Raw genomic sequence first — 24,547 nt, forward strand, 5'->3', positions numbered from 1 at the left:
CGGATACGCCCGGGGCGCTGATCGGGCGCATCGTGCCGGACGGCGTCGCTGCAGCCGAGTTGTTCGAGGACCCACCGGGACTGCGGCCGCATCCCCAGGAGGAGCCGCTCGTGGCCCGGGCGGTGGACAAGCGGCGACGTGAGTTCGCCGGTGCCCGCCACTGTGCTCGGGAGGCCATGCGCACCCTCGGCGTCGACCCCGCGCCGGTGCTGCGCGGAGAGAACGGCGATCCGATCTGGCCGCGCGGCGTCGTCGGCAGCCTCACCCATTGCGACGGCTATCGCGGTGCCGTGCTGGGCTATTCGCTGCAGATTCGCTCGCTGGGCATCGACGCCGAACCGCACGACGTGCTCCCCGACGGGGTGCTGCCCGCGGTGAGCCTCGAACCCGAACGCGAATGGCTCGCTTCGGCCGGCGACGACCTGCACTGGGACCGCCTGCTGTTCTGCGCCAAGGAGGCCACCTACAAGGCGTGGTTCCCGCTCACGCGGCGGTGGCTGGGCTTCGAGGACGCCCACATCACGTTCGAACGCGACACCAGCGCGGACGCGACGACCGGTACCTTCCACTCGCGGTTGCTCGTTCCGGGCGACACCGTCGACGGGGAGCCGCTGACCGGCTTCGACGGCCGGTGGCTGATCGCCGACGGTCTCGTCCTCACCGCGATCACGGTGCGCTGATGAACGACACCGTATCCCCGGAGGAACATCCGGCTCTCGCCCGTGCGGGTCTGCTCGTCGTCGACAAACCCGCCGGCATGACGAGCCACGACGTGGTGGCCCGCTGCCGCCGACTGCTCGGTACACGCAAGGTCGGGCACGCGGGCACACTCGACCCGATGGCGACGGGTGTGCTCGTCCTCGGCGTCGAACGCGCCACGAAACTGCTCGGGCTGCTCGCGCTGACCACCAAGTCGTACAGCGCGACCGTGCGTCTCGGCCAGAGCACCGTGACCGACGACGCCGAAGGTGAGACCGTCGCGACGGCGGACGCCACCTCTGTGACCGACGAGCAGATCGCCGAGGCCGTCGCCGTGCTGACCGGCGACATCCAGCAGGTGCCCGCCAGTGTCAGCGCCATCAAGATCGACGGGAAACGTGCCTACGCCCGTATGCGGGAGGGGGAAACGGTCGAGCTGAAGGCCCGGCCGGTGACGGTCTCCCGCTTCGACGTCCGCGCACGCCGTGATGTGCCCGAGAACGGGTTCGTGGACCTCGACGTCGACGTGGACTGCTCGTCCGGCACCTACATCCGCGCGCTCGCACGCGATCTCGGTGCGGCCCTCGGAGTCGGTGGTCACCTGACCGTGCTTCGCCGCACGCAGGTCGGCCCGTTCGACCTCGGGCACGCCCGCACGCTCGAGCAGCTCGCGGACGATCCGACACCGAGCCTGGACATCGACGCGGCGGTACGCACCGCCTTCGAGTGCCGGACCATCAGCGACGAGGAGGCGGGTCTGCTCGCGAACGGCCGTTGGCTCGAACCCGTCGGACTGCGCGGTGTCTACGCCGCCGTCGACTCCCGGGGACGGGCAGCGGCGCTCCTCCAGGAGAAGGGCAGCCGCGCGTCGGCCGTCTTCGTGGTGCGGCCCGCCAACATGTGATCGGCCAGGCTCGCCACACGGACCGCGGGCTCGCAACACTGTCGGCCGGCGACGGTGTTGCGAGCCTTCTGCCGTTGGTGTGAGCCTGCCTGTGTTGCGAGCTCCGCCTGTGTTGTGAGTTCTGCCCCGGACCGGGTCAGACGAGCCAGATCGCCTCGGCCGCCGGGTGGCCGAGATCGATCGTGGGTCCTTCGGCCCTGCCCAGCCGAATCGAGATGGTGCCCGCGAAGTCTCGGCGTTCGAGCACGGTGATGTCGGTGTCCAGCGCGATGCCCACCTCGTCGAAGTAGCGCAACATGGCCGGGTCGGAGTCGGAGATGCGGGCCACCCGTCCGTGGTCGCCGTCGCGGAACTCGTTCAGGGCGCGCGCCGGCGGTGAGGGGATCGTGCCGTCGGGTGACGGGATCGGGTCGCCGTGCGGGTCGCGTTCGGGATGACCGAGTTTGGCGTCGATCGCCGCGACCATCCGTTCGGACACGGCGTGTTCCAGGATCTCGGCTTCGTCGTGGACCTCGTCCCACCCGTAGTCGAGCTCGCGGACGAGGAACGTCTCGATGAGGCGGTGGCGGCGGACCATCGCCACCGCGGCCTGGCGCCCCTCGTCGGTGAGGGAGATCGCACCGTAGCGTTCGTGGTCGACGAGTCCCTGATCCGCGAGGCGGCGCACCGCTTCGGACACGGTGGACGCCGACACGCCGAGCTTCTCCGCGAGCAGCTTGGTCGAGATCTTGTCTCCGGACCACTCCTGGACCGTCCACATGATCTTGAGATAGTCCTGCGCCACCGAGGACAGCAGTTCGGTCGCGGTGGTCTCGTTACTCTCAGGCACGCGTCCAGCTTAGGTAACCGTCACCCGGGAATCACGCTCTCCGTCGGCTCGCTCGTCTTCACGCCCTCCGGCGACCGGCGGCGCGTCACGAATCGGGTGACGACGCCCTGCCGCGGCGCGAACAGGTACGCGAGGGTGAAGACCACGGCCTGGGCGAGCACCACCACGCCGCCGGTCGCGGCGTCGGTGTAGTAGCTGGTGTACACACCGACCACCGACGCGATCACGGCGAGCACCGGCGCGATCACCAGCATCCGGGCCATCCGGTCGGTGAGCAGGTACGCGGTCGCGCCCGGGATGATGAGCATCGCGACGACCAGGATCACGCCGACCGCCTGCAGCGCGCTGACGATGGTGACCGCCAGCAGCGACAGCAGCAGTGCCGACAACGCGGCGGGGGACAGGCCGAGCGTGTGTGCCTGGACGCGGTCGAAAGCGAACAGCGTCAGATCGCGGCGCTTCGCGACGAGCACGGCCAGGACGACGGCCGCCAGGATCGAGACCTGCCAGACGTCGCCCGTGGCGAGGCCGAGCAGATTGCCGAACAGCACGTGGTGCAGGTCGATCTGGCTCGGGTTCTTCGAGATCAGCACCACGCCGAGGGCGAACAGCGTCGTGAAGACGATGCCGATGGTGGCGTCCTCCTTCACGCGGCTCGTTCCGCGGACGAGCCAGATCAACGCCACGGCGATCCCGGCGAAGACCAGTGCGCCGAGCGCGAACGGCACTCCTACCAGGTAGGCGAGCACGACGCCGGGCAGCACGGCATGCGAGACCGCGTCGCCCATCAGCGACCAGCCGATGAGCACGAGCCAGCAACTGAGCAGGGCGCACACGACGGTCGCGGCGACGGCCACGAGCAGCGCGCGCTGCATGAAGCCGTACTGCAGGGGTTCGATCAGCACGTCGATCATCGTCCGGCCTCCTGTGCGTATGTGTTCCGTGCGAGGTCCTCGGCTCGTCCACCGTTCACCGGTGGGGGAGCGCCGAAGGCGCGGGCGAGGTTCTCCGGGCGCAGGACCTCCTCGGGGGAGCTGTGGACGAGGACGCGGCGCTGCAGCAGCACCGCCTCGTCGCACAGCTGCGTCAGGCCCGCGAGATCGTGGGTGGCCACGAGGATCGCGTGGCCGCTCGCGGCCAGTTCGCGGATGACGGCGGTCAGTGCGTGCTCGGTGGTGGTATCGACCCCCGCGAACGGCTCGTCGAGCAGCAGCAAGGGCGAGCCCTGCGCGATCGCCCGTGCCACGAAGACACGCTTGCGCTGGCCGCCCGAGAGCTGCCCGATCTGACGGCCGGAGAGCGCGGTCATGCCCACGCGGTCGAGTGCGGCGTCGACGGCTTCGTGATCGGCGGGACGCGGTCGGCGCAGGAAGCCCTGGTGGCCGTAGCGTCCCGTCATGACGACGTCGCGCACACCGATCGGGAAGTTCCAGTCGACCGCCTCGGACTGCGGCACGTAGGCGACCTGTGTGCGGCGCCGCGCCGCGGCGGTGGTGGCACCGCCGATGGTGACGCGGCCCGAGGTGGGCCGCACCAGACCCATGATGGTCTTGAACAGTGTCGACTTGCCCGAGCCGTTCGTGCCCACGAGTCCGCACACGCGGCCCGGCGCGAGTTTCAGGGTGACGTCCTGCAGGGCCGGAACGGTGTCGTAGCGCACCGTCAGGTCGTCGACGAACAGGGCAGGTGCGTCGAGTGTCGAGGTCATGAGCCCAGTCCTGTCGTGATGACGTCGATGTCGTGTCGGAGCAGATCGAGGTAGGTGGGCACGGGCCCGTCCGGCTCGGACAGCGAGTCGACGTAGAGGATCCCGCCGAATTCGGTTCCGGTGTCGGCCGCGACCTGCCGTTGCGCCTTGTCCGAGACGGTCGACTCGCAGAACACCGCGGGCACCTCGTTGGTGCGTACGAAATCGACGGTGCGGGCGATCTGCTGGGGAGTGCCCTGCTGCTCGGAGTTCACCGGCCACAGATAGGCCTCCTGCAGGCCGGCGTCGCGGGCGAGATAGCTGAATGCCCCCTCGCAGGTGACGAGTGCCCGCCGATTCGCGGGAACCTCGTCGAGGGCGCTGACGAGTTCGGCGTGGAGACCGTCGAGTTCGGCGGTGTACGCCTCGGCGCGGGCCGTGAAGTCGTCCGCGTGCTCGGGCGCGAGATCGGCCAGTGCCGTGGCGATGTTGTCGACGTAGATACGGGCCGCGAGAGGGGACATCCAGGCGTGGGGGTTGTACGGTCCCGTCGCCGCGCCCTCACCGATGGGCAGCGGATCCACACCTTCGCTCACGACCACGTGCTCGGCGTCGACATCGGTGACGAACTGCTCGAACCACCGTTCGAGACCGAGTCCGTTGTCGAGGATCAGGTCGGCGTCGGTCGCGAACCGCAGGTCGCCCGGTGTGGGCTCGTAGCCGTGGACCTCCGCGCCGGGCTTGGTGATGGACTCCACCCGCACGTGTTCACCGGCGATGTTCCGAGTCATGTCGGCGAGCACCGTGAAGGTGGTGAGGACCAGGGGACGGTCGTCGGCGGAACCTGTGGTCGAGCACGCCGCGAGGGCGGCGGCACAGGCGGTGGCCGCGAGAGCGGCGACCACGCGGCCGGCGTGGGAACGTACGGTGCATGTTCTGCGGGCTGTCGACAAAAAGTTCGGCACACCGAAATTATGCATTCGCACGGCCGTCAGCGTCACGCGGCCACGCCGTGGCACAGCCGAACGTGCCCCACCCGTGCACGCGCCGTAGGCTGCCGATGTGCAGAGATGGCGAGGTCTGGACGAAATTCCCGCGGACTGGGGTCGGTGTGTACTCACGATCGGTGTGTTCGACGGTGTACACCGCGGCCATCAGCAGCTCATAGCGCGTGCCGTGGAAGCGGCCCGCGCGCGCGGTGTGGCCGCCGTGCTCATGACCTTCGATCCCCACCCCATGGAAGTGGTCCGCCCGGGTAGCCATCCCGCACAGCTCACCACTCTGGCGCGACGGGCCGAACTCGCCGAGGAACTCGGCATCGACGTCTTCTGCGTCATGCCCTTCACCCCGGAGTTCATGAAGCTCTCGCCGGAGCGGTATGCCCACGAGATCCTCGTCGAGCGACTGCACGTGGCCGAGGTCGTCGTGGGGGAGAACTTCACCTTCGGGAAGAAGGCGGCCGGCACCGTCGACATGCTGCGCTCCATCGGCGAGCGTTTCGGGTTCGCGGTGCAGGGGCTCACACTGGTCGCCGAGCACGCCGTGACGTTCTCGTCGACGTACATCCGTTCGTGCGTCGACGCCGGTGACGTCGCCGCGGCCGCGGACGCGCTCGGGCGCCCGCATCGGGTCGAGGGCGTCGTCGTACACGGCGACGGTCGCGGACGCGGTCTCGGATTCCCGACCGCCAACGTCGCCCCGCCGATCTACGCGGCGATCCCCGCCGACGGCGTCTACGCGGCCTGGTTCACCGTGCTCGACTCCGGTTCGCCCGTCGAGGGGCTGGCCGCCGGTCAGCGCTACCTCGCGGCAGTCTCGGTGGGCACCAATCCCACCTTCTCCGGACGCAAGCGCACGGTGGAGGCGTTCGTCCTCGACGAGAAGGCCGATCTGTACGGCCAGCACGTGGCGGTCGATTTCGTCGAGCGGCTGCGGGGCATGGAGAAGTTCGATTCCGTGGAAGCGTTGATCTCCGCGATGCACCGCGACGCCGAACGCGCACGACAGGTTCTCACGGACACCGCGTAGCGACGTTCGTGTCGTCGGAACGGATGACACTGCACGCAGGCTCGGCGACGGCCCCACCGTCTCTGATAGACTGGACAGTCGGTGCGTGCTGCGGTTCGCGGCGGCCGTACCGGGCGGACTTCGTCCGTCTTCCGTCACGCGGACGTCAGTTGTACAGGAGTGACCCAGTGGCTCTGACCACCGACCAGAAGAAGCAGATCCTCGGCGAGTACGGCCTCCACGAGACCGACACCGGTTCCCCCGAGGCGCAGGTGGCGCTGCTCACCAAGCGCATCGTGGACCTCACCGAGCACCTCAAGCAGCACAAGCACGACCACCACTCCCGCCGCGGCCTGCTGCTGCTGGTCGGTCGTCGTCGCCGCCTGCTGAAGTACGTCGAGAAGGTCGACGTCGAGCGTTACCGCTCGCTCATCCAGCGTCTGGGTCTGCGTCGCTGACGCGGACACGACACGACCTGATCTGCATTCGCTGATCTTTTCCGGCAGCCGACGGGGTACCCATTACACTGGGCCTCGTTGGCTGCCGGTGTTTGTGCCGGTTCGGCCGGCGACTTCCATCGCCTCCAGAGGCGATGATCCGTATGCACCGACGGTGTCGGTCCTCGGTAGTGACCTTCCGGTCCCGTCGGGTGTCGTATCCCGAATCCGCCGGAGGGTTTCGATCGACGACCGCCTCCGTGAGTCGGTGCGCAGCCGTGGCCACGGGGGTCGCGGCGCCCGCGTGGGTACGGCGAAGACGAAGAGGGAAGAGAAGACATACAGATGACAAGCACTACCGCAGTCGAGATCGACGAAGGGGTCTACGAGACCACCGCGACGCTCGACAACGGTGCCTTCGGCACCCGCACCATCCGTTTCGAGACCGGCCGCCTCGCGCGCCAGGCCGCCGGTTCGGTCGTCGCCTATCTCGACGACGAGACCATGCTGCTCTCCGCCACCAGTGCGTCGAAGCAGCCCAAAGAGCATTTCGATTTCTTTCCGCTGACGGTCGACGTCGAAGAGCGCATGTACGCCGCGGGTCGCATCCCCGGCTCGTTCTTCCGTCGTGAGGGACGCCCCTCCACCGACGCGATCCTCACCTGCCGTCTGATCGACCGGCCGCTGCGCCCGTCCTTCGTCGACGGACTGCGCAACGAGATCCAGGTCGTCGTCACGGTTCTGAGCCTGAACCCGAACGACCTCTACGACGTCGTCGCCATCAACGCCGCATCCGCGTCCACCCAGCTCGCGGGCCTGCCGTTCTCCGGCCCCGTCGGCGGCGTGCGTGTCGCGCTGATCACCTCCGACGACAACAAGTCGGGCCAGTGGGTCGCGTTCCCGACCGTCGAGCAGCTCGAGAACGCCGTCTTCGACATGGTCGTCGCCGGCCGGATCGTCGGCGGAGCCGACGACCCGGACACCGCCGACGTCGCGATCATGATGGTCGAGGCCGAGGCGACCGAGAACGTCATCGCGCTCGTCGACGGTGGTGCGCAGGCACCGACCGAGACGATCGTCGCCGAGGGCCTCGAGGCTGCCAAGCCCTTCATCGCCCGCCTGTGCATCGCGCAGCAGCAGCTCGCCGCCGCCTCCGCGAAGCCGACCGGTGATTTCCCGCTGTTCCCGGCCTACCAGGACGACGTGTACGCCGCGGTCGAGGCCGCAGCGTCGGAGAAGCTCGCCGAGGCGCTCACCATCGCCGGCAAGCAGGACCGCGACGACCGCACCGACGAGATCAAGGTCGAGGTGCTCGAGCAGGTCGCCCCGGACTTCGAGGGTCGCGAGAAGGAGATCGGCGCGGCCTTCCGCTCGCTCACCAAGAAGCTCGTGCGTCAGCGCATCCTGCGCGACCAGTTCCGCATCGACGGCCGCGGTGTCACCGACATCCGCGCGCTCTCGGCGGAGGTCGCCGTGGTGCCGCGCGCGCACGGTTCGGCGCTGTTCGAGCGTGGCGAGACCCAGATCATGGGTGTGACCACTCTCGACATGGTGAAGATGGCGCAGCAGGTCGACTCGCTCGGCCCCGAGACCAGCAAGCGCTACATGCACCACTACAACTTCCCGCCGTACTCCACCGGTGAGACCGGTCGTGTGGGCTCCCCGAAGCGTCGTGAGATCGGCCACGGCGCGCTCGCCGAGCGCGCCCTGATGCCGGTGCTCCCGAGCCAAGAGGAGTTCCCCTACGCGATCCGTCAGGTGTCCGAGGCCCTGAGCTCCAACGGCTCGACCTCCATGGGTTCGGTGTGTGCCTCGACCCTGTCGATGCTCAACGCCGGTGTGCCGCTCAAGGCTCCCGTCGCGGGTATCGCGATGGGCCTGGTCTCCGACGAGATCGAGCTCGAGGACGGTTCCCGCGAGACCCGGTACGTCGCCCTCACCGACATCCTCGGTGCGGAGGACGCCTTCGGCGACATGGACTTCAAGGTCGCCGGTACCAAGGACTTCGTCACGGCCCTGCAGCTCGACACCAAGCTCGACGGCATTCCCTCGCAGGTGCTCGCCGGTGCGCTCTCGCAGGCCCACGACGCCCGCGCCACGATCCTCGAGGTCATGGCCGAGGCCATCGACGCCCCGGACGAGATGAGCGAGTTCGCTCCGCGCATCACCACCATCAAGGTCCCGGTGGACAAGATCGGTGAGGTCATCGGCCCCAAGGGCAAGATGATCAACTCGATCACCGAGGAGACCGGCGCCAACATCTCCATCGAAGATGACGGCACCGTTTACGTCGGTGCGGCGGACGGCCCGTCCGCGCAGGCCGCGATCGACAAGATCAACGCCATCGCCAACCCGCAGCTGCCGAAGGTCGGCGAGCGCTTCCTCGGCACCGTGGTCAAGACCACGGCGTTCGGCGCGTTCGTGTCCCTGCTCCCCGGCCGCGACGGACTGGTGCACATCAGCAAGCTGGGCAACGGCAAGCGCATCGCCAAGGTCGAGGATGTCGTGAACGTCGGATCGAAGATCCGTGTCGAGATCGCCGACATCGACAACCGCGGCAAGATCAGCCTCGTCCCCGTCGAGGACGAATCGGCCGAGGCCACTGCGACCGGCGAGGGCGCCGAGTCCTGATTCTCACCCGGCCGCCTGCCGGTTTCCGGTAGGCGCCTGAACTCGCACCCGTGGTGCCCGACATTCGTTCGGGCACCACGGGTGCGTCGTTTCCGGCCCGGCGACCACCGGGTGCCACGGCCGGACGTCGCGAAGGCGAGAATCTTCCGAAGTGCGTCCCCGGCACCGGCAGGAATGGTTTCCTGAAGGTGTGAGCACCGCCACTCCCGAAGGTCTCGGACGAGCGCAGGGCGCGAATCTGGCGTTGGCGACCTGGGTGTCCGCAATCAACTTCTGGGCCTGGAACATGATCGGGCCGTTGTCGACGACCTACGCCACCGACATGTCGCTCAGCAGCACGGAAGCGTCGATGCTGGTGGCTACACCGATCCTCGTCGGCTCCCTCGGCCGCATCGCGGTGGGAGCGATGACGGACCGGTACGGCGGGCGGGCGATGTTCATCGCCATCTCCCTGCTGTCGATCGTGCCCGTCGTCGCGGTCGGGTTCGTCGCTGAAGCGGGGTCGTTTCCGCTCCTGCTCGTCTGCGGCTTCTTCCTCGGTATCGCGGGCACCATCTTCGCCGTCGGTATCCCGTTCGCCAACAACTGGTACGAACCCGCCCGCCGGGGCTTCGCGACCGGCGTGTTCGGCGCCGGCATGGTCGGCACCGCGCTGTCCGCCTTCTTCACCCCTCGCTTCGTGAACTGGTTCGGGCTGGTGCCCACGCATCTGATCGTCGCGGGGGCCCTCGCGGTGACGGCGGTGGTGTGCATCCTCGTGATGCGCAACGCACCTTGTTTCACCCCCACCACCGATCCGGTCCTGCCGAAATTGGCCGTCGCGGCGAAACTCCGCGTCACCTGGGAGATGTCGTTCCTCTACGCCGTCGTATTCGGCGGGTTCGTGGCGTTCGGCACCTACCTGCCCACCTACATCAAGACGATCTACGACTTCTCCACCGTCGACGCCGGAACACGCACCGCCGGTTTCGCGGTCGCCGCGGTCCTCGCACGGCCCGTAGGTGGAGCACTGTCGGATCGGGTGCCCCCGAAATACGTCGTGCTCACCTCGTTCGCCGGCACCGCGGTGATGGCCGTGATCGCGACCTTCAAGCCCCCGGCGGACCTGTGGTCGGCCGCCACCTTCATCACGCTGGCGATCTTCCTCGGCATCGGAACCGGCGGCGTCTTCGCCTGGGTGGCCCGGCGGGCACCCGCACATGCGGTGGGGAGCGTCACCGGCATCGTGGCCGCGGCGGGAGGACTGGGCGGCTACTTCCCGCCTCTGGTGATGGGCGCCACCTACAACGCCGAGGACAACAACTACACGGTCGGTCTGCTCCTGCTCGCCGCGACCGCACTGGTGTGCCTGCTCTACACCGCGTTCCGCCTGCATGCCCACGAACCACCCCCGCGGGCCGCAGGCTCCGTGATCCGCGACGACCGTGAGGTACGTGAGGAGAAGCCGTGACGGACACCGCCGGAGTCGGGAACCGGATCGAGGAACTGCTCGTGCGCAGCGGACGGTTCTTCACGTCCGGCGAGCAGTCCGCCGATACACGCACCGTCACCCGGCGGGGTGGTCGCGAAGGCGACATCTTCTACCGGGACCGCTGGAGTCACGACAAGGTCGTCCGGTCCACCCACGGGGTGAACTGCACCGGCTCGTGCTCGTGGAAGATCTACGTCAAGGACGGCATCATCACCTGGGAGACCCAGGAAACCGATTATCCCACAGTGGGTCCCGACCGGCCGGAGTACGAACCGCGGGGATGCCCGCGCGGCGCGGCATTCTCCTGGTACACCTACTCGCCGACGCGTGTGCGGTATCCGTACGCGCGGGGCCTGCTCGTCGAGATGTACCGGGAGGCCAGACAGCGGCTCGGCGATCCGGTTCTCGCGTGGGCCGACATCCAGAGCGATCCCGAGCGCCGCCGGCGCTATCAGCGTGCCCGCGGTAAGGGTGGGCTGGTGAGGATCACGTGGGCCGAGGCCACCGAGATGATCGCCGCGGCCCACGTCCACACCATCGAGGTGTACGGTCCCGACCGGGTGGCCGGCTTCTCTCCGATCCCCGCCATGTCGATGGTCTCGTTCGCTGCCGGTTCGCGGTTCATCGAACTGCTCGGCGGCGTGATGACCTCGTTCTACGACTGGTACGCAGACCTGCCGGTGGCGTCGCCGCAGGTCTTCGGCGACCAGACCGACGTGCCGGAATCGGGGGACTGGTGGGATGCCTCCTACCTGATGATGTGGGGCTCGAACGTGCCGGTCACCCGCACGCCGGACGCGCACTGGATGACGGAGGTCCGCTACCGGGGTACCAAGGTCGTCTCGGTGAGCCCCGATTACGCCGACAACACCAAGTTCGCCGACGAGTGGATGCCGTGCGCGGCAGGTACCGACGGGGCCCTGGCGATGGCGATGGGACATGTGCTGCTGAACGAATTCTATGTGCAGCAGCGGGTTCCGTTCTTCGTCGACTACGTCCGCCGGTACACCGACCTGCCGTTCCTCGTGCGGCTCGAGGAACGCGACGGGAAGCTCGTGCCGGGCAAGAACCTCACCGCTGCCGACCTGGGGCACAGCGTCGAGAACGCGGCCTTCAAACCGGTCCTCCTCGATGGGGCGACCGACACGGTCGTCGTGCCACCGGGCTCGCTCGGCTTCCGCTACGGCGACGACGGTGTCGGCAAGTGGAATCTCGAACTCGGCGACCTCGTCCCGACACTGACGGTCGCGCCCGCGGGTGGGAGAGCGGGGGAGACCGCCACGGTGTACCTGCCGAGTTTCGACACCGTCGACGGCCACGGTGAGAGCATCGAACGGGGCGTACCGGTCCGTCGGGTCGGGGACCATCTCGTCTGCACCGTCTTCGATCTGATGCTCGCGCAGTACGGAGTGACCCGTCCGGGACTCGCTCTACCCGGGCAGTGGCCGAGCGGGTACGACGACGCGACCTCCCCGTACACCCCGGCATGGCAGGAAGCGATCACCGGAGTCTCTGCGGCCCAAGCGATCCGAATCGTGAAGGAGTTCGCACGCAACGCCGAGGAATCGGGCGGGCGTTCGATGATCATCATGGGCGCGGGCATCTGCCAGTGGTTCCACGGTGACGCGACCTATCGCGCAGTGCTCGCGCTGCTCATGCTCACCGGCTGCATGGGCCGCAACGGAGGAGGGTGGGCGCACTACGTCGGCCAGGAGAAATGCCGTCCGGTCACGGGATGGGCCGCGATGGCGATGGGGACCGACTGGAGCCGGCCGCCCCGGCAGATGGCCGGCACCTCCTACTGGTACGTGCACACCGATCAATGGCGTTACGACGGATATCGCGCCGACGCGCTGTCGAGCCCGCTGGGACGCGGGCGTTTTCGCGACAAGCACACGATGGATGTCATGGCGTCCGCGGTGGCGATGGGCTGGTCGCCCTTCTATCCCCAGTTCGACCGCAATACCCACGACGTCGTCGATGACGCGCGCGCGGCGGGCCGGGACATCCCGGAATACGTCGCGCAGCAACTCGCGGAAGGGAACCTGAAACTCGCGGTGACCGACCCGGACGACCCGCGCAACTGGCCCCGGGTGCTCAGCGTGTGGCGGTCGAATCTGCTCGGCTCGTCCAGCAAGGGCAACGAGTACTTCCTGCGGCATCTGCTCGGTACCGATTCGAACGTGCAGGCCGATCCCACGGCACCGGATCTGCGTCCGGGCGAGGTGGTCCGGCCGGAGGACCTGCCCGAAGGAAAACTCGACCTGCTCATGTCGATCGACTTCCGGATGACGTCGACGACGTTGTTCTCCGACGTCGTCCTGCCCGCTGCCACGTGGTACGAGAAGGGTGATCTGTCGAGCACCGACATGCACCCCTACATCCACGCCTTCACCGCGGCGGTCGACCCGCCCTGGGAGACCCGTTCGGACTACGACGCCTTCGGCGCCATCGCGAAGGTGTTCAGCAGTCTGGCGCGCACGCACCTCGGAACCCGCACCGACATCGTGATGGGAACCCTGCAGCACGACACCCCGGGAGCGATGGCGTATCCCTCCGGCGCGGAGCGGGACTGGCGGTCGACGGGCGAGGTGCCGGTTCCGGGGAAGACGATGGGGCCGCTGACGGTCGTCGAACGCGACTACGGCGCGATCGCGGAGAAGTGGGCCACCCTCGGGCCGCTCGTCGAGACGCTCGGGCTCAACACCAAGGGCGTGACCACCCGGCCGGATCGGGAGGTCGCCGAACTTGCGAAGAAGTTCGGTGTCATGAATTCCGGTGCCGGACAGGGACGTCCGGCGATCGATACCGCCGAGCGTATGGCCGACACCATTCTCGCTCTGTCCGGCACCTCCAACGGGAGATTGGCGGTCCAGGGGTTCCGCGAATTGGAGAAACGTACCGGGCGAAGGCTCGTGCACCTGGCGGAGGGAAGCGAGGAAAGGCGAATCACCTATGCCGACACCCAGGCCCGTCCCGTGCCCGTCATCACGAGCCCCGAATGGTCGGGGAGTGAGACGGGAGGGCGCAGGTACTCGCCGTTCACGGTGAACATCGAGGAGCTCGAGCCCTTCCGCACGTTGACGGGCCGGATGCACTTCTACCTCGACCACGACTGGCTGGAGGAACTCGGTGAGCAGCTCCCCGTCTACCGCCCTCCACTCGACATGTCGCGGCTGTTCGGAGAGCCGAGGGTCGGTACGGGCGACGGCATCGGTCTCACGGTGCGTTATCTGACACCGCACTCGAAGTGGTCGATCCACTCGGAGTACCAGGACAACCTGTTCATGCTGTCGCTGTCCCGGGGCGGACCGACCATGTGGATGTCACCGGCCGACGCCGCGAAGATCTCGGTGAACGACAACGACTGGGTGGAGTCGGTCAACCGCAACGGTGTCATCGTGTGCCGGGCGATCGTCTCGCACCGCATGCCCGAGGGCGTCGTCTTCGTCTATCACGCGCAGGATCGTGTCATCGACGTGCCACGGACGGAGACCACCGGTACGCGCGGCGGTATCCACAACTCGCTGACGCGCATCCTCATCAAGCCCAGCCACCTGGCCGGGGGATACGCGCAGACCGCGTACGCGTTCAACTATCTCGGCCCCACGGGTAACCAGCGCGACGAGGTGACGATCGTGCGGCGCAGATCGCAGGAGGTCGTCTACTGATGCGCACGGAACGAGCGGCCGGACGAGGCGGAGCGCAGGAAGCGAGGCGGTCGTGAAGGTCATGGCACAGCTGGCGATGGTGATGAACCTCGACAAGTGCATCGGATGCCATACCTGTTCGGTGACCTGTAAACAGGCGTGGACCAACAGATCGGGCACCGAGTACGTATGGTTCAACAACGTCGAAACGCGCCCGGGGCAAGGATATCCGCGGACGTACGAAGACCAGGAACGCTGGCGGGGCGGGTGGATCCGGGACTCCCGGGGCCGCGTGCGCCTCCGCGACGGCGGACGCTTCGCGAAACTCGCCCGTATCTTCTCGAATCCGAAGATGCCCTCGATCCAGGACTACTACGAACCGTGGACCTACGACTACGACAACCTCACCGATGCCCCGCTCGGCGAGCACATCCCGGTGGCGACGCCGCGCAGTCTGATCTCCGGCGAGCCCATGAAGGTGGAGTGGTCGGCGAATTGGGACGACAACCTCGGTGGTTCTCCGACGATCGTGCCCGACGACCCGATCCTGAAGAAGGTCGGCGAACAGGTGAAACTCGAGTTCGAGCAGACCTTCATGTTCTACCTGCCGCGGATCTGCGAGCACTGCCTGAACCCGTCGTGTGTGGCGTCGTGCCCCTCCGGCGCGATGTACAAGCGGACGGAGGACGGGATCGTGCTCGTCGATCAGGACCGGTGCCGCGGCTGGCGGATGTGTGTGTCCGGATGTCCGTACAAGAAGGTGTATTTCAACCACAAGACCGGCAAGGCCGAGAAGTGCACCTTCTGCTATCCGCGGGTCGAGGTCGGATTGCCGACGGTGTGTTCGGAGACGTGTGTCGGCCGGCTCAGGTACATCGGTCTCGTCCTCTACGACGTCGATCGCGTCCTCGAAGCTGCCTCGGTGGAGAACGACACCGACCTGTACGGAGCGCAGCGCAATGTGCTGCTCGATCCGAAGGATCCCGAGGTGATCGCCGGTGCCCGCGCCGAAGGCATCTCCGACGAGTGGATCGAGGCCGCCCAGCGTTCACCCGTCTACGACCTCATCAGCACCTACCGGGTGGCGTTGCCCCTGCATCCGGAATATCGGACGATGCCCATGGTCTGGTACGTGCCACCGCTCTCGCCCGTCGTCGACGCCGTCAGCCGCGAGGGGCACGACGGCGAGGACATCGGCAATCTCTTCGGCGCCCTGGACGCACTGCGTATCCCTGTCGCGTACCTCGCGGAACTGTTCACGGCCGGAGACACCGGTGTCGTCGAGGCCGTGTTGCGCCGGCTCGCCGCGATGCGCTCGTACATGCGCGACATCAATCTGGGACGCGAGACCCGTCCCGAGATCCCCGAATCCGTGGGCATGAGCGAAGAGCAGATCTACGCGATGTACCGGCTCCTCGCGCTCGCCAAGTACGACGAGCGGTACGTCATCCCGACCGCGTACGCGGTCGAAGGTCATCGGCTGGAGGAGACCGCGACGGACTGCGCGCTGTCCTACGAGGGTGGACCCGGGATGTACGACTCCGGACCGTTCGGTGAGGCCAGTGGTGCCCCCGTCCCGGTGGCGGTCGAAAACTTCCACGCTCTCGCCCAGCGGCAGACCAGCGAAGGCCTGGGGGCGAACGCGGCGAATCCCTCGCGGGTGAACCTGCTCAACTGGGACGGTAAAGGCGTGCCGACCGGCATGTTCCCGGGGGGACGTGACGGGGACGGGGACCGACGATGAGACTGCTGCGTTCACGACGCGCGGCCCCCGATCGCGCCCTGCACCACCGTCTCGTCCGTCAGTCCGCGTCCCTGCTGCTCGCCTATCCCGACAAGGGGCACCGCGAACGGCTCGGTACGGTCGACCAGTTTCTCGAGCACATGACCGGGCCCGAAAAGGACATGCTGGGTACGGCCGCTCGTGAACTGGGCGCGAAAGACCTTCTCTCCACGGCACAGCAGTACGTCGAGACCTTCGACCTGCGGCGGCGGTCGACGATGTACCTGACCTACTGGACATCGGGGGACACGCGCAACCGCGGAGCCGAGATGCACACCTTCGCGAGTGTCTATCGTGCCGCGGGTGTCGTGCCTCCTGCGCACGAGTCACCCGACCATCTCCCGGTGGTCCTCGAGTTCACCGCGAACGTCGATCCCGCCTCCGGGGAGGAACTCCTCACCCGCTATCGGCTGGCGTTGGACGTGCTGCATGCCTCCCTGCGCGACGCGCGCTCCCCGTACGCGCAGGTCGTCGCGGCGGTCTGTGCAACCCTCCCACCGGCGACCGACCAGGAGGAGGAACGGGCCCGGCGCCTCGCGCAGGCGGGACCGCCCCGCGAATCGATCGGTCTCCAGCCGTTCACGCTGACGGTGCCACCCCGGACCGGCCGGATGCCACCGAAAGGAACCTCGCAATCATGACCGCAGGAGAGATCTTCTGGGACGTCGTGCCCTATGTGACACTGGCCGTCGTCGTGGTGGGCACCTGGTGGCGGTACCGATACGACAAGTTCGGATGGACCACGCGTTCGTCCCAGTTGTACGAAACGCGGTTGCTGCGCATCGCGAGCCCGATGTTCCATTTCGGGATCCTGGTCGTGATCGTCGGGCACGTCATCGGCCTGGTGATTCCTCAGTCGTGGACCGCCGCAGTGGGGTTGAGTCAGCATGCCTACCACGTCCAGGCGATCCTGCTCGGCACCATCGCCGGCGTCTCGACGCTCGTGGGGATCACCCTGCTCGTGTACCGCCGCCGCACCCGCGGGCCCGTCTTCAGCGCCACGACACTGAACGACAAGTTCATGTACGTCGTGCTGGTCGCCGCGATCGTCGCGGGTCTCGCGACCACCCTGATGGGATCGGGTGTCGTCGGCGAAGAGCACAACTACCGGGAGACCGTCTCGCCGTGGTTCCGGTCGATCTGGGTGCTGCAGCCCCGCGGGGATCTGATGGTGGAGGCACCCTTCAGCTTTCGGTTGCACGCCCTGATCGGTCTCGTTCTGTTCGCCATCTGGCCGTTCACGCGTCTCGTGCACGCGTTCAGCGCGCCGATCGGGTACCTGTTCCGGCCGTACATCGTCTACCGCAGCCGGGAGGAGGCGCGCCCCGGCCGACTCGTGGGTTCACAACCGCAACGACGTGGGTGGTGAGTGAGCGCCCGCTGCCGAGGGAGGGCTCCGGTGTACTGTGAAATGTTCCGCGCCCTCCCACCTGTCAGGACCATCGAAGATCCCCATGGCTTCCAGTTCCCACGTGAAGAACGACGCTTCGACCCCCGCGCCCGTCGCGGACACCGGCGTCCGGCGCTCGGTCCTGCCCGGGGGAGTGCGGGTCGTCACCGAGCACGTTCCGGGAGTGCGCTCCGCGGCGGTCGGTGTGTGGGTCGGTGTCGGATCCCGCGACGAACAGCCGTCGGTCGCCGGTGCCGCACACTTCCTCGAACACCTGTTGTTCAAGGCGACACCGACGCGCACCGCCCTCGACATCGCCGAGACGATGGACGGGATCGGCGGTGAGCTCAACGCGTTCACCAGCAAGGAACACACCTGCTTCTACGCACACGTGCTCGACGACGACCTGCCGATCGCCGTCGACATCGTCGCCGACGTCGTCCTGCGCGGCCGGTGCCTGAGTGCGGACGTCGACGTGGAACGTCAGGTGGTGCTCGAAGAGATCGCGATGCGCGACGACGATCCCGAAGACCTGCTCGGCGACTCGCTGCTCACCGCGCTGTACGGCGACCATCCCATCGGCCGGCCGATCATCGGTTCCGTCGAGTCGATCGAGTCCATGACCCGGACACAACTGCATTCGTTCCACGTCCGCCGCTACACGCCGCCGCGGATGGTGGTCGCGGTGGCCGGCAACGTCGACCACGCGCACACGGTCGAACTGGTGCGCCGCGCCTTCGCCGGGCACCTGGACGAGGCGGCCGCACCCGCGCCGTGCCGGAACGGACGACTCGAACTGCGGACCACCCCGACGACGAGCATCGTCGAACGCGACAACGAACAGGCGCATCTCACGCTCGGTGTGCGGTCGTTCGGTCGGCACGACGGCCGCCGCTGGGCGCTGTCGGTGCTCAACGCCGCAGTCGGCGGCGGTCTGAGTTCACGCCTGTTCCAGGAGGTGCGCGAGAAGCGGGGGCTGGCCTACTCGGTGTACTCCGGAACCGACACCTTCGCCGACACCGGCGCTTTCTCCGTGTACGCGGGGTGCCAGCCCGACAATCTCGGAGAGGTCGCCGCCGTGGTCCGGGAGGTGCTCACCGACGTGGCCGAGCACGGCATCACCGACGCGGAATGTGCTCGCGCCAAGGGATCGCTGCGTGGCGGTCTCGTTCTCGGACTCGAGGACACCGGCGCGCGTATGCACCGGATCGGCCGCAGCGAGCTGAGCTACGGACAGCACTGGAGCATCACCGAGACCCTCGAACGCATTTCGTCGGTGTCGACCGAGGAGGTGCGCAGCGTGGCAGCCGACCTGCTGCACCGGCCGTTCGCGGTCGCCGTCGCCGGGCCCTACCGTAGGCCTCGCGATCTCCCCGCATCGGTCCGCGACCTCGTGTCCTGAATCGTCCTCAGCTGAGCCAGTCGGCTCCGCAGGCGTCCGATGTCGTGCGAGACGGGTCCCGCCGGGATGGTGAGTTCCGGCACCGCGACCTCCGAGACGAACACGACCCGCACGTCGCGGTCGTGGAGCACGTCGACCAGATTGGCGAACCGCTGGGCAGGTTCCCGACCCGCGGCCGTCAGGTCCGGGATCCCGTCGACGACCCAGAACAGGTGCTCCGCCGCGAGCGCCAGATAGTCGGCCGGTGCCGTGGTGTGCCCGCAGAGATCGCCGAAATCGAACCAGAGACAGTCCTCGTCGGCCCGCATCGCACGCAGCGGGCGACCCGCCGGGTGCAGGACCCGTTGTTCGGCCGGTATGGGCCGGGTGAGCCCCAGAAGTCGTAACTGCCGGTCGGACGTGCCCGTCGTCCAGATCCCCGACGCGAACCCCCGCACGTGGTCGGAATCGAGCCGGTGATCGCGCGGTCCGTCCAGGGCGACGACCGTCGTGGAGCGCTCGACGAGTTCGATCGTCGGGAGGAAGTCGTCGTGGAAGAGGGGGTTGGGGAGCAGCTCGTGGGGCGGATAGTTCGATGTCAGGACGAGACGCGTGCGACGAGCGAGCAGCGCGGGGAGCAACCGGGCGACGAACGTGCCGTCCGCAGGGTCGTGGACGTGGAACTCGTCGAAGCAGACGAGTTCGGCGTGGCCGGTCAGACGATCGAGGGCGGCTCCGAGATCGAAGCGGTGCCGCCGGAGTTCGATGTGCAGGTCGCGGAAGAACTCGTGGAAATGCATGCGCAGTTTGTTCCGTCCGGGGAACGCCGAGAAGTACACGTCGGCGAGCCAGCTCTTGCCGCGCCCGGGCGGCCCCCACAGGTAGACGTTCGGGCAACCGGGATGGCACAGCTGCTCGACGGCGTCGTATTGCGCGGAGTCGAGCACGAATCCCCGGCTGCGCGCGGCGTCGTCGAACACGGTTCGGGAGACCGGGTTCGAGATGACGGGGTCACTGCGGCGTCGCAACCTCACGAACCCGACTCTATCATCGTAGAGTGACGATCTCTCGCGAACGCCCGTCCCGGCGCACGGCCATCAGTGACGCCGCCCTCGAACTGGCCGCCCGCGGTGGCAACCACGCGGTGACGCACACGGGCATCGACATGCATCTCGGCCTGGCGAAGGGCTCGACCTCCTACTATTTCCGCACCCGCCACGCCCTCGTCGCGGCTGCGATCGCCCGTCTCACCGAACGGTCGCGCGCCGATTTCGCCGCACTGTTCCCCGCGCCGCCCGGCGACGAGTCGCGCGGACCCGCCGACCTGATCGCGAACTACCTCGAACGACTGCTCACCGCGCGGCGGACCGACGTGCTCGCCCGCTACGCGCTCGCGACCGACGCGCAGATCGAACCCGGCACGGCCGAGGCGCTGGCGGGCTGCATGTTCTCCGTCCCCGCCGCGACCGGACTCATGCGGGACCTCGGTGCGTCCCACCCCGACACGGCGGCGCGGGATCTGGTGACCCTGCTCGAAGGAGTGCTGTTCGACCGCACCCACGGCACACGCGCCCACGCGTCCTCGGGTTCGGTGACGGTGCGGGTCGACGAGATCCGTTCGACGGTCGGTCTCTGGCTGGACGCTCTCTGCGCCCGGCAGTAGGACGCCCGTGTGCAGCGGTGGACGGCACGCGACCCGCTCGGGACATCCGCAGGTGATTGCGTAGGATTTCCGGGAGACGGCAACGAAAGGGCGTGACGACGCAAGTGGATGCAACAACGGTTCGGGTGGGTGTACTCGGTGCTGCCGGCAAGGTCGGTCAGGCGATCTGCGCCGCTGTCGACGCCGCGCCCGATCTCGAGCTCGTCGCCACCGTCGACAAGGGCGACGGCCTCGACGCCTTCGTGAGCTCGCAGACCCAGGTGGTCGTCGACTTCACCCATCCCGACGTCGTCATGGACAACCTGCACTTCCTCGTCGAGAACGGCATCCACGCCGTGGTCGGCACCACCGGCTTCGACGACGAGCGGCTGGATCGCGTGCGGAGCTGGCTCGCCGACCGCCCCGAGGTGGGCGTGCTCATCGCACCGAACTTCGCGATCGGTGCCGTGCTGTCGATGCGCTTCGCCCAGGCCGCGGCCCGGTTCTTCGATTCGGTCGAGGTGATCGAGCTGCACCATCCGAACAAGGCCGATGCTCCGTCCGGCACGGCTTTCCGCACCGCTCGACTGATCGCACAGGCACGCGCCGAGGCGGGGGTGGCGTCGAGTCCGGACGCCACCACCACCGAACTCGAGGGCGCACGTGGCGCCGACGTCGACGGTGTCCGAGTGCACTCCGTGCGTCTCGCCGGGCTCGTCGCCCACCAGGAGGTGCTGCTCGGCACCGAGGGCGAGACCCTCACCATCCGGCACGACTCGATCGACCGGTCCTCCTTCGCACCCGGCGTGCTGCTCGGCGTGCGAGAGATCGGTCGGCGGCCGGGACTGACCGTCGGAATCGATCCTCTCCTCGACCTGTGAGAACCGGCCTGCTGAAAGTCCTCGTGCCCATCGCGTTCATCGTGGTGGCGCTGGGGTTCTACTTCGTTCTGCTCGGCTCCACGGGCCTGAAGCTGATCCGATCCGGCGAGTTCGCGGGAGTCGGGCTGGGAATCGGGATCCTCATCCTCCCCGTCGTCGGTGCCTGGATCGTCTACGCGACCATCCGAGCCGGCCTGCAACATCAGCACCTCGCGCAGCGGATCCACGACGAGGGGCTCGAACTCGACATCGACGATCTGCCTCGCATGCCGTCGGGCCGGATCGAGCGGGACGCCGCCGACGAACTGTTCGCGACCGTGAAGCAGGAATGGGAAGCAGACCCCGACAATTGGCGCAGCTCCTACCGGCTCGCGCGCGCCTACGATTATGCGGGCGACCGCAGTCGTGCGCGTGAGACCATGCGTCGGGCCGTCGCGCTCGAGAAGCTCGAACGGGACGGCCACAGCGGTTCCTGAAGCCGCACGCTGCGGTCGACTTCCCTGAGCGGCGAGCGGCTTTGACAACCCCGCACGGGTGCAGCAACCTGCTGATGTGACGGACGAGGCTGCGGGCGACCAGGCAGGACCGGGCGAGACGGGACGCGGGGACGGATCCCGCACGGTGCTGGTGGTGCACCACACCCCCTCGCCGCCCACCCGCGAGATCCTGGAAGCGGTACTGGCCGGTGCTCGGGATCCGGAGATCGCGGGCGTCACCGTCCGGGTGGTTCCCGCACTGGGCGCCACCGTCCCCGATGTGCTGGCTGCGGACGGCTTCCTGTTCGGCACCCCTGCCAATTTCGGCTACATGTCGGGTGCGCTCAAGCACTTCTTCGACACCGTCTACTATCCGTGTCTCGACGCCGTGGCCGGCCGCCCCTACGGGCTGTGGGTGCACGGGAACAACGACATTGCCGGGGCGGTGGCGTCGGTTCGCCGCCTGACCACCGGGCTGGGCCTCGTGCAGGCCGCCGCCGACCTCGAGATCACCGGGCCGGTCGACGCGAAGGTGCGCGAACAGTGCTACGAGCTCGGCGCCGTCGTCGCGGCGACCGCAGCCGGTGAGATCTGAATCGATCGCCCGCGATCAGCGGACGTCCTTCACCCCGCGATCAGCGGAAGTTCTTTTCCGTGAACGACTTCAGTCCCTTTCCGGCGGTCTCGAGGGCCATCTTCTCGGCGCGCCGGACGAGGAAGCCGGGGACGGGGATCTTCGGGTCGATGGTCAGCGAGAAGTCGACCGCCGTGCCGGATCCCGTGGCGGCAAGGGTGTAGGCGCCGTCCTGCTGCCGCTGCTGGCTGCTCTCCACCAGCGTCCACGCCATCGACTCGTCCCCGTTCCACGAGTACTCGACGACCTGCTCGTCGGTGATGCCGACGATCGAGACCGTCATCCGCACGCGGTGCGGCCGTCCGTCGGGGTGGGTGGACTCGACGGTGACGGACTTGTGGGTCGACGACCACTCGGGCAGGCGTTCGACCGCGGCGAGTGCGGCCATCACCTGCTCGGGGTGTGCGTCGATGTCGAAACTCCTGGTGCTGCTGACCGTCATGCGCCCTCCGCGTCGCCCGATGTGTGTGCGTCGGCACTCTATCGCGCGGTGAGTTGCCTCACGTGTCGGCGCGAGGACCCGTGTCGTCGCGGCCGGCGGTGTCGTCCGGTCCGGTGGTGTCGTGGCGCTCGGACGGCTGCTGCTCGCTGGGTGCGGGCGGCGTGGGCTCGGCCCAGCCGCCCCGGCGGCGCCATTCGTCGGCCCGGCGTTGGTAGCGCATCTGCTCCCGGAGCGCGCCCTGCACGGCCTGTGCCATCCAGGAGTTGAGCGACAGGCCGCTCTGCTGGGCCGCTTCCTCCGCCTTGGTCTTGATCTGCTCGACGAGGCGCAGCGTCACCCGGCTGATGTCGCCCGTCATCTCCTCGAAGGACGGCGTCGGATCCTCGTGCGGGGCAGCGGGTTCGCTGTGGACGGCGAGGACCGCGTCGGTGCCGTCGAGACGCACGGTGACCGTGCGGTCGCCGAGTTCGTCGCTGACCTCGTTGGCCATGTCGGACAGGGCGGCCAGGACCGCGAGCCGGACAGGAGCGGCGATGGCCGTCGCCAGGGCCGCGGCGGTACGCCGGGTCTGTTCGTCGCCGAGTTCGGCCGCCGCGATCACGGAGTCGGTGATGGCGGACGTGTACTTGTCGATATCCATGACGCCAGTGTGGCGTCATCGGTGGCGCCAGGCAAGGTGTCATGGTGACGTCATCGATCGGTGCAGGTCGAGGAGCGTTACTGTGCGGACGGAAGGAACCGTGCGTCCCGGAGGGCGCAACGGCAGAGGCGAGGAGGAGACGATGGCGCCCGAATCCGCCGATCCGAAGGTCCGGCTCATCGCCACGACGGAGTTCCATCTCCCCGACGATGTCGCCTGGGAGACCGACGCCGAGGGCGGCGAAGCATTGGTCGAGTTCGCCGGTCGCGCCTGTTACCAGAGCTGGTCGAAACCCAACCCCCGCACGGCGACGAACGCCGGATACCTCCGCCACCTGCTCACCGTCGGGCATCTGTCCGTTCTCGAGCACGCCACCGCGACCTTCTACATCACCGGCATCTCGCGCTCGTGCACGCACGAATTGATCCGTCACCGGCATTTCTCGTTCTCGCAGCTGTCCCAGCGTTTCGTCGCCGACGGCGACGTACCGGTGGTGGTTCCGCCGGCGATCGCGGGTGATGCCGAACTCGAGGAGCTGTTCTTCGCCGCCGCGGAACGCAGCCGGGAGGCCTATGTGGCACTGCTGGCGGCGCTCGACGAGAAGCTGGCGCATCTCCCTGCCGGGCCGCTGCGTGCCAAGCAGGTTCGGGAGGCCGCACGGGCGGTGCTCCCCAACGCCACCGAGACCCGGATCGTGGTCACCGGCAACTACCGCTCGTGGCGACATTTCGTGGCCATGCGGGCGACCGAACACGCGGACGTCGAGATCCGGCGTCTCGCCGTCGAATGTGTACGGCAGCTCGCGGAGGCAGCACCGAACGCGTTCTCGGACTTCACGATCACGAAGTTGCCCGACGGCAGCGAGATCGCTGCCCCCACGCTCGCGACCGATCTCTGATCGACCAGGTCACCGATCTCCGATCGACCAGGTCACCGATCTCCGATCCGTCTTCGAGGGGCGGG

General features: G+C 68.0%; 23 protein-coding genes. 16 read left to right on the plus strand and 7 right to left on the minus strand.

The genetic code is table 11. The features are described from left to right. Window positions 1–17 precede the first annotated feature (17 nt). Window positions 18–680: a 4'-phosphopantetheinyl transferase Npt gene (npt, locus tag EQ874_RS09445; protein WP_165369239.1), complete on the plus strand. Its 663-nt coding sequence runs from the start codon at window positions 18–20 to the stop codon at window positions 678–680. Further along, complete coding sequence (gene truB / locus EQ874_RS09450) at window positions 680–1,603, plus strand: tRNA pseudouridine(55) synthase TruB (RefSeq protein ID WP_064065125.1); 924 nt, start codon at window positions 680–682, stop codon at window positions 1,601–1,603. The genes npt and truB overlap by 1 nt, the downstream gene beginning before the upstream one ends. A gap of 136 nt (window positions 1,604–1,739) precedes the next feature. Here truB and EQ874_RS09455 read toward each other — a convergent pair whose 3' ends face one another. From EQ874_RS09455 to EQ874_RS09470, 4 genes are read right to left on the minus strand one after another with little or no spacing between them, the layout of a single operon-like run. Further along, window positions 1,740–2,432, minus strand: coding sequence for a metal-dependent transcriptional regulator (locus EQ874_RS09455; RefSeq protein ID WP_129976614.1), 693 nt, complete (start codon window positions 2,430–2,432; stop codon window positions 1,740–1,742). 20 nt (window positions 2,433–2,452) lie between these two features. Further along, window positions 2,453–3,346: a metal ABC transporter permease gene (locus EQ874_RS09460; RefSeq protein WP_064065127.1), complete on the minus strand. Its 894-nt coding sequence runs from the start codon at window positions 3,344–3,346 to the stop codon at window positions 2,453–2,455. Next, window positions 3,343–4,140, minus strand: coding sequence for a metal ABC transporter ATP-binding protein (locus EQ874_RS09465; protein WP_129976615.1), 798 nt, complete (start codon window positions 4,138–4,140; stop codon window positions 3,343–3,345). The genes EQ874_RS09460 and EQ874_RS09465 overlap by 4 nt, the downstream gene beginning before the upstream one ends. Next, window positions 4,137–5,024 (minus strand): metal ABC transporter substrate-binding protein, encoded by an 888-nt coding sequence (locus EQ874_RS09470; RefSeq protein WP_129976616.1) that lies wholly within the window; start codon window positions 5,022–5,024, stop codon window positions 4,137–4,139. The genes EQ874_RS09465 and EQ874_RS09470 overlap by 4 nt, the downstream gene beginning before the upstream one ends. Window positions 5,025–5,181: 157 nt before the next feature. Here EQ874_RS09470 and EQ874_RS09475 point away from each other — a divergent pair, with 157 nt between their 5' ends. The 9 genes from EQ874_RS09475 to EQ874_RS09520 all read left to right on the plus strand — a co-directional run bounded on the left by EQ874_RS09475 (window position 5,182) and on the right by EQ874_RS09520 (window position 18,890). After that, window positions 5,182–6,147, plus strand: coding sequence for a bifunctional riboflavin kinase/FAD synthetase (locus tag EQ874_RS09475; protein WP_084421974.1), 966 nt, complete (start codon window positions 5,182–5,184; stop codon window positions 6,145–6,147). 167 nt (window positions 6,148–6,314) lie between these two features. Next, on the plus strand, window positions 6,315–6,584 hold the full coding sequence (gene rpsO, locus EQ874_RS09480) for a 30S ribosomal protein S15 (RefSeq protein WP_016933072.1): 270 nt from the start codon (window positions 6,315–6,317) through the stop codon (window positions 6,582–6,584). A gap of 324 nt (window positions 6,585–6,908) precedes the next feature. Next, window positions 6,909–9,194, plus strand: a complete 2,286-nt coding sequence (locus EQ874_RS09490) for a polyribonucleotide nucleotidyltransferase (RefSeq protein WP_129976617.1) — start codon at window positions 6,909–6,911, stop codon at window positions 9,192–9,194. A 190-nt stretch (window positions 9,195–9,384) separates the two neighbouring features. Next, window positions 9,385–10,644, plus strand: coding sequence for a nitrate/nitrite transporter (locus tag EQ874_RS09495; protein ID WP_129976618.1), 1,260 nt, complete (start codon window positions 9,385–9,387; stop codon window positions 10,642–10,644). Continuing rightward, complete coding sequence (locus EQ874_RS09500) at window positions 10,641–14,336, plus strand: nitrate reductase subunit alpha (RefSeq protein ID WP_129976619.1); 3,696 nt, start codon at window positions 10,641–10,643, stop codon at window positions 14,334–14,336. Before EQ874_RS09495 ends, EQ874_RS09500 begins: the two co-directional genes overlap by 4 nt. Window positions 14,337–14,388: 52 nt before the next feature. Continuing rightward, complete coding sequence (gene narH, locus EQ874_RS09505) at window positions 14,389–16,059, plus strand: nitrate reductase subunit beta (protein WP_129976620.1); 1,671 nt, start codon at window positions 14,389–14,391, stop codon at window positions 16,057–16,059. Beyond that, complete coding sequence (gene narJ / locus EQ874_RS09510) at window positions 16,056–16,739, plus strand: nitrate reductase molybdenum cofactor assembly chaperone (RefSeq protein ID WP_129976621.1); 684 nt, start codon at window positions 16,056–16,058, stop codon at window positions 16,737–16,739. Before narH ends, narJ begins: the two co-directional genes overlap by 4 nt. Continuing rightward, on the plus strand, window positions 16,736–17,467 hold the full coding sequence (narI, locus tag EQ874_RS09515; protein WP_129976622.1) for a respiratory nitrate reductase subunit gamma: 732 nt from the start codon (window positions 16,736–16,738) through the stop codon (window positions 17,465–17,467). The genes narJ and narI overlap by 4 nt, the downstream gene beginning before the upstream one ends. Before the next feature lie 85 nt (window positions 17,468–17,552). Beyond that, on the plus strand, window positions 17,553–18,890 hold the full coding sequence (locus tag EQ874_RS09520; protein ID WP_129976623.1) for a pitrilysin family protein: 1,338 nt from the start codon (window positions 17,553–17,555) through the stop codon (window positions 18,888–18,890). Here EQ874_RS09520 and zapE read toward each other — a convergent pair. Beyond that, window positions 18,839–19,903: a cell division protein ZapE gene (gene zapE / locus EQ874_RS09525; protein ID WP_347400868.1), complete on the minus strand. Its 1,065-nt coding sequence runs from the start codon at window positions 19,901–19,903 to the stop codon at window positions 18,839–18,841. The two genes, EQ874_RS09520 and zapE, sit on opposite strands and share 52 nt — an antisense overlap. A gap of 23 nt (window positions 19,904–19,926) precedes the next feature. Between zapE and EQ874_RS09530 the strand changes: the two genes are divergently transcribed. The 4 genes from EQ874_RS09530 to EQ874_RS09545 all read left to right on the plus strand — a co-directional run bounded on the left by EQ874_RS09530 (window position 19,927) and on the right by EQ874_RS09545 (window position 22,463). Continuing rightward, complete coding sequence (locus EQ874_RS09530; protein ID WP_129976624.1) at window positions 19,927–20,532, plus strand: TetR family transcriptional regulator; 606 nt, start codon at window positions 19,927–19,929, stop codon at window positions 20,530–20,532. Between the two features lie 104 nt (window positions 20,533–20,636). Beyond that, window positions 20,637–21,392, plus strand: coding sequence for a 4-hydroxy-tetrahydrodipicolinate reductase (gene dapB / locus EQ874_RS09535; RefSeq protein ID WP_172506095.1), 756 nt, complete (start codon window positions 20,637–20,639; stop codon window positions 21,390–21,392). Then, a complete protein-coding gene (locus EQ874_RS09540) occupies window positions 21,389–21,868 on the plus strand; it encodes a hypothetical protein (protein WP_064065141.1) in 480 nt (159 codons plus the stop codon). The genes dapB and EQ874_RS09540 overlap by 4 nt, the downstream gene beginning before the upstream one ends. 145 nt (window positions 21,869–22,013) lie before the next feature. Then, the gene (locus EQ874_RS09545; protein WP_026003178.1) at window positions 22,014–22,463 is read left to right on the plus strand and encodes an NAD(P)H-dependent oxidoreductase; all 450 of its coding nucleotides are present in this window, start codon (window positions 22,014–22,016) and stop codon (window positions 22,461–22,463) included. Between the two features lie 40 nt (window positions 22,464–22,503). On the opposite strand, the gene EQ874_RS09550 is transcribed toward EQ874_RS09545, so the two are convergent. Continuing rightward, window positions 22,504–22,944, minus strand: a complete 441-nt coding sequence (locus EQ874_RS09550; protein WP_129976626.1) for an SRPBCC family protein — start codon at window positions 22,942–22,944, stop codon at window positions 22,504–22,506. 58 nt (window positions 22,945–23,002) lie between these two features. After that, complete coding sequence (locus EQ874_RS09555) at window positions 23,003–23,584, minus strand: hypothetical protein (RefSeq protein WP_064065144.1); 582 nt, start codon at window positions 23,582–23,584, stop codon at window positions 23,003–23,005. Between the two features lie 142 nt (window positions 23,585–23,726). On the opposite strand from EQ874_RS09555, the gene thyX reads away from it, so the two are divergent. After that, entirely contained in the window at window positions 23,727–24,482 is a 756-nt protein-coding gene (thyX, locus tag EQ874_RS09560) for an FAD-dependent thymidylate synthase (RefSeq protein ID WP_129976627.1), read from the plus strand. Window positions 24,483–24,547: the final 65 nt, after the last annotated feature.

Origin of the sequence: Rhodococcus sp. Q1 (assembly GCF_004153645.1) — a bacterium.
GTDB lineage: Bacteria > Actinomycetota > Actinomycetes > Mycobacteriales > Mycobacteriaceae > Rhodococcus > Rhodococcus gordoniae.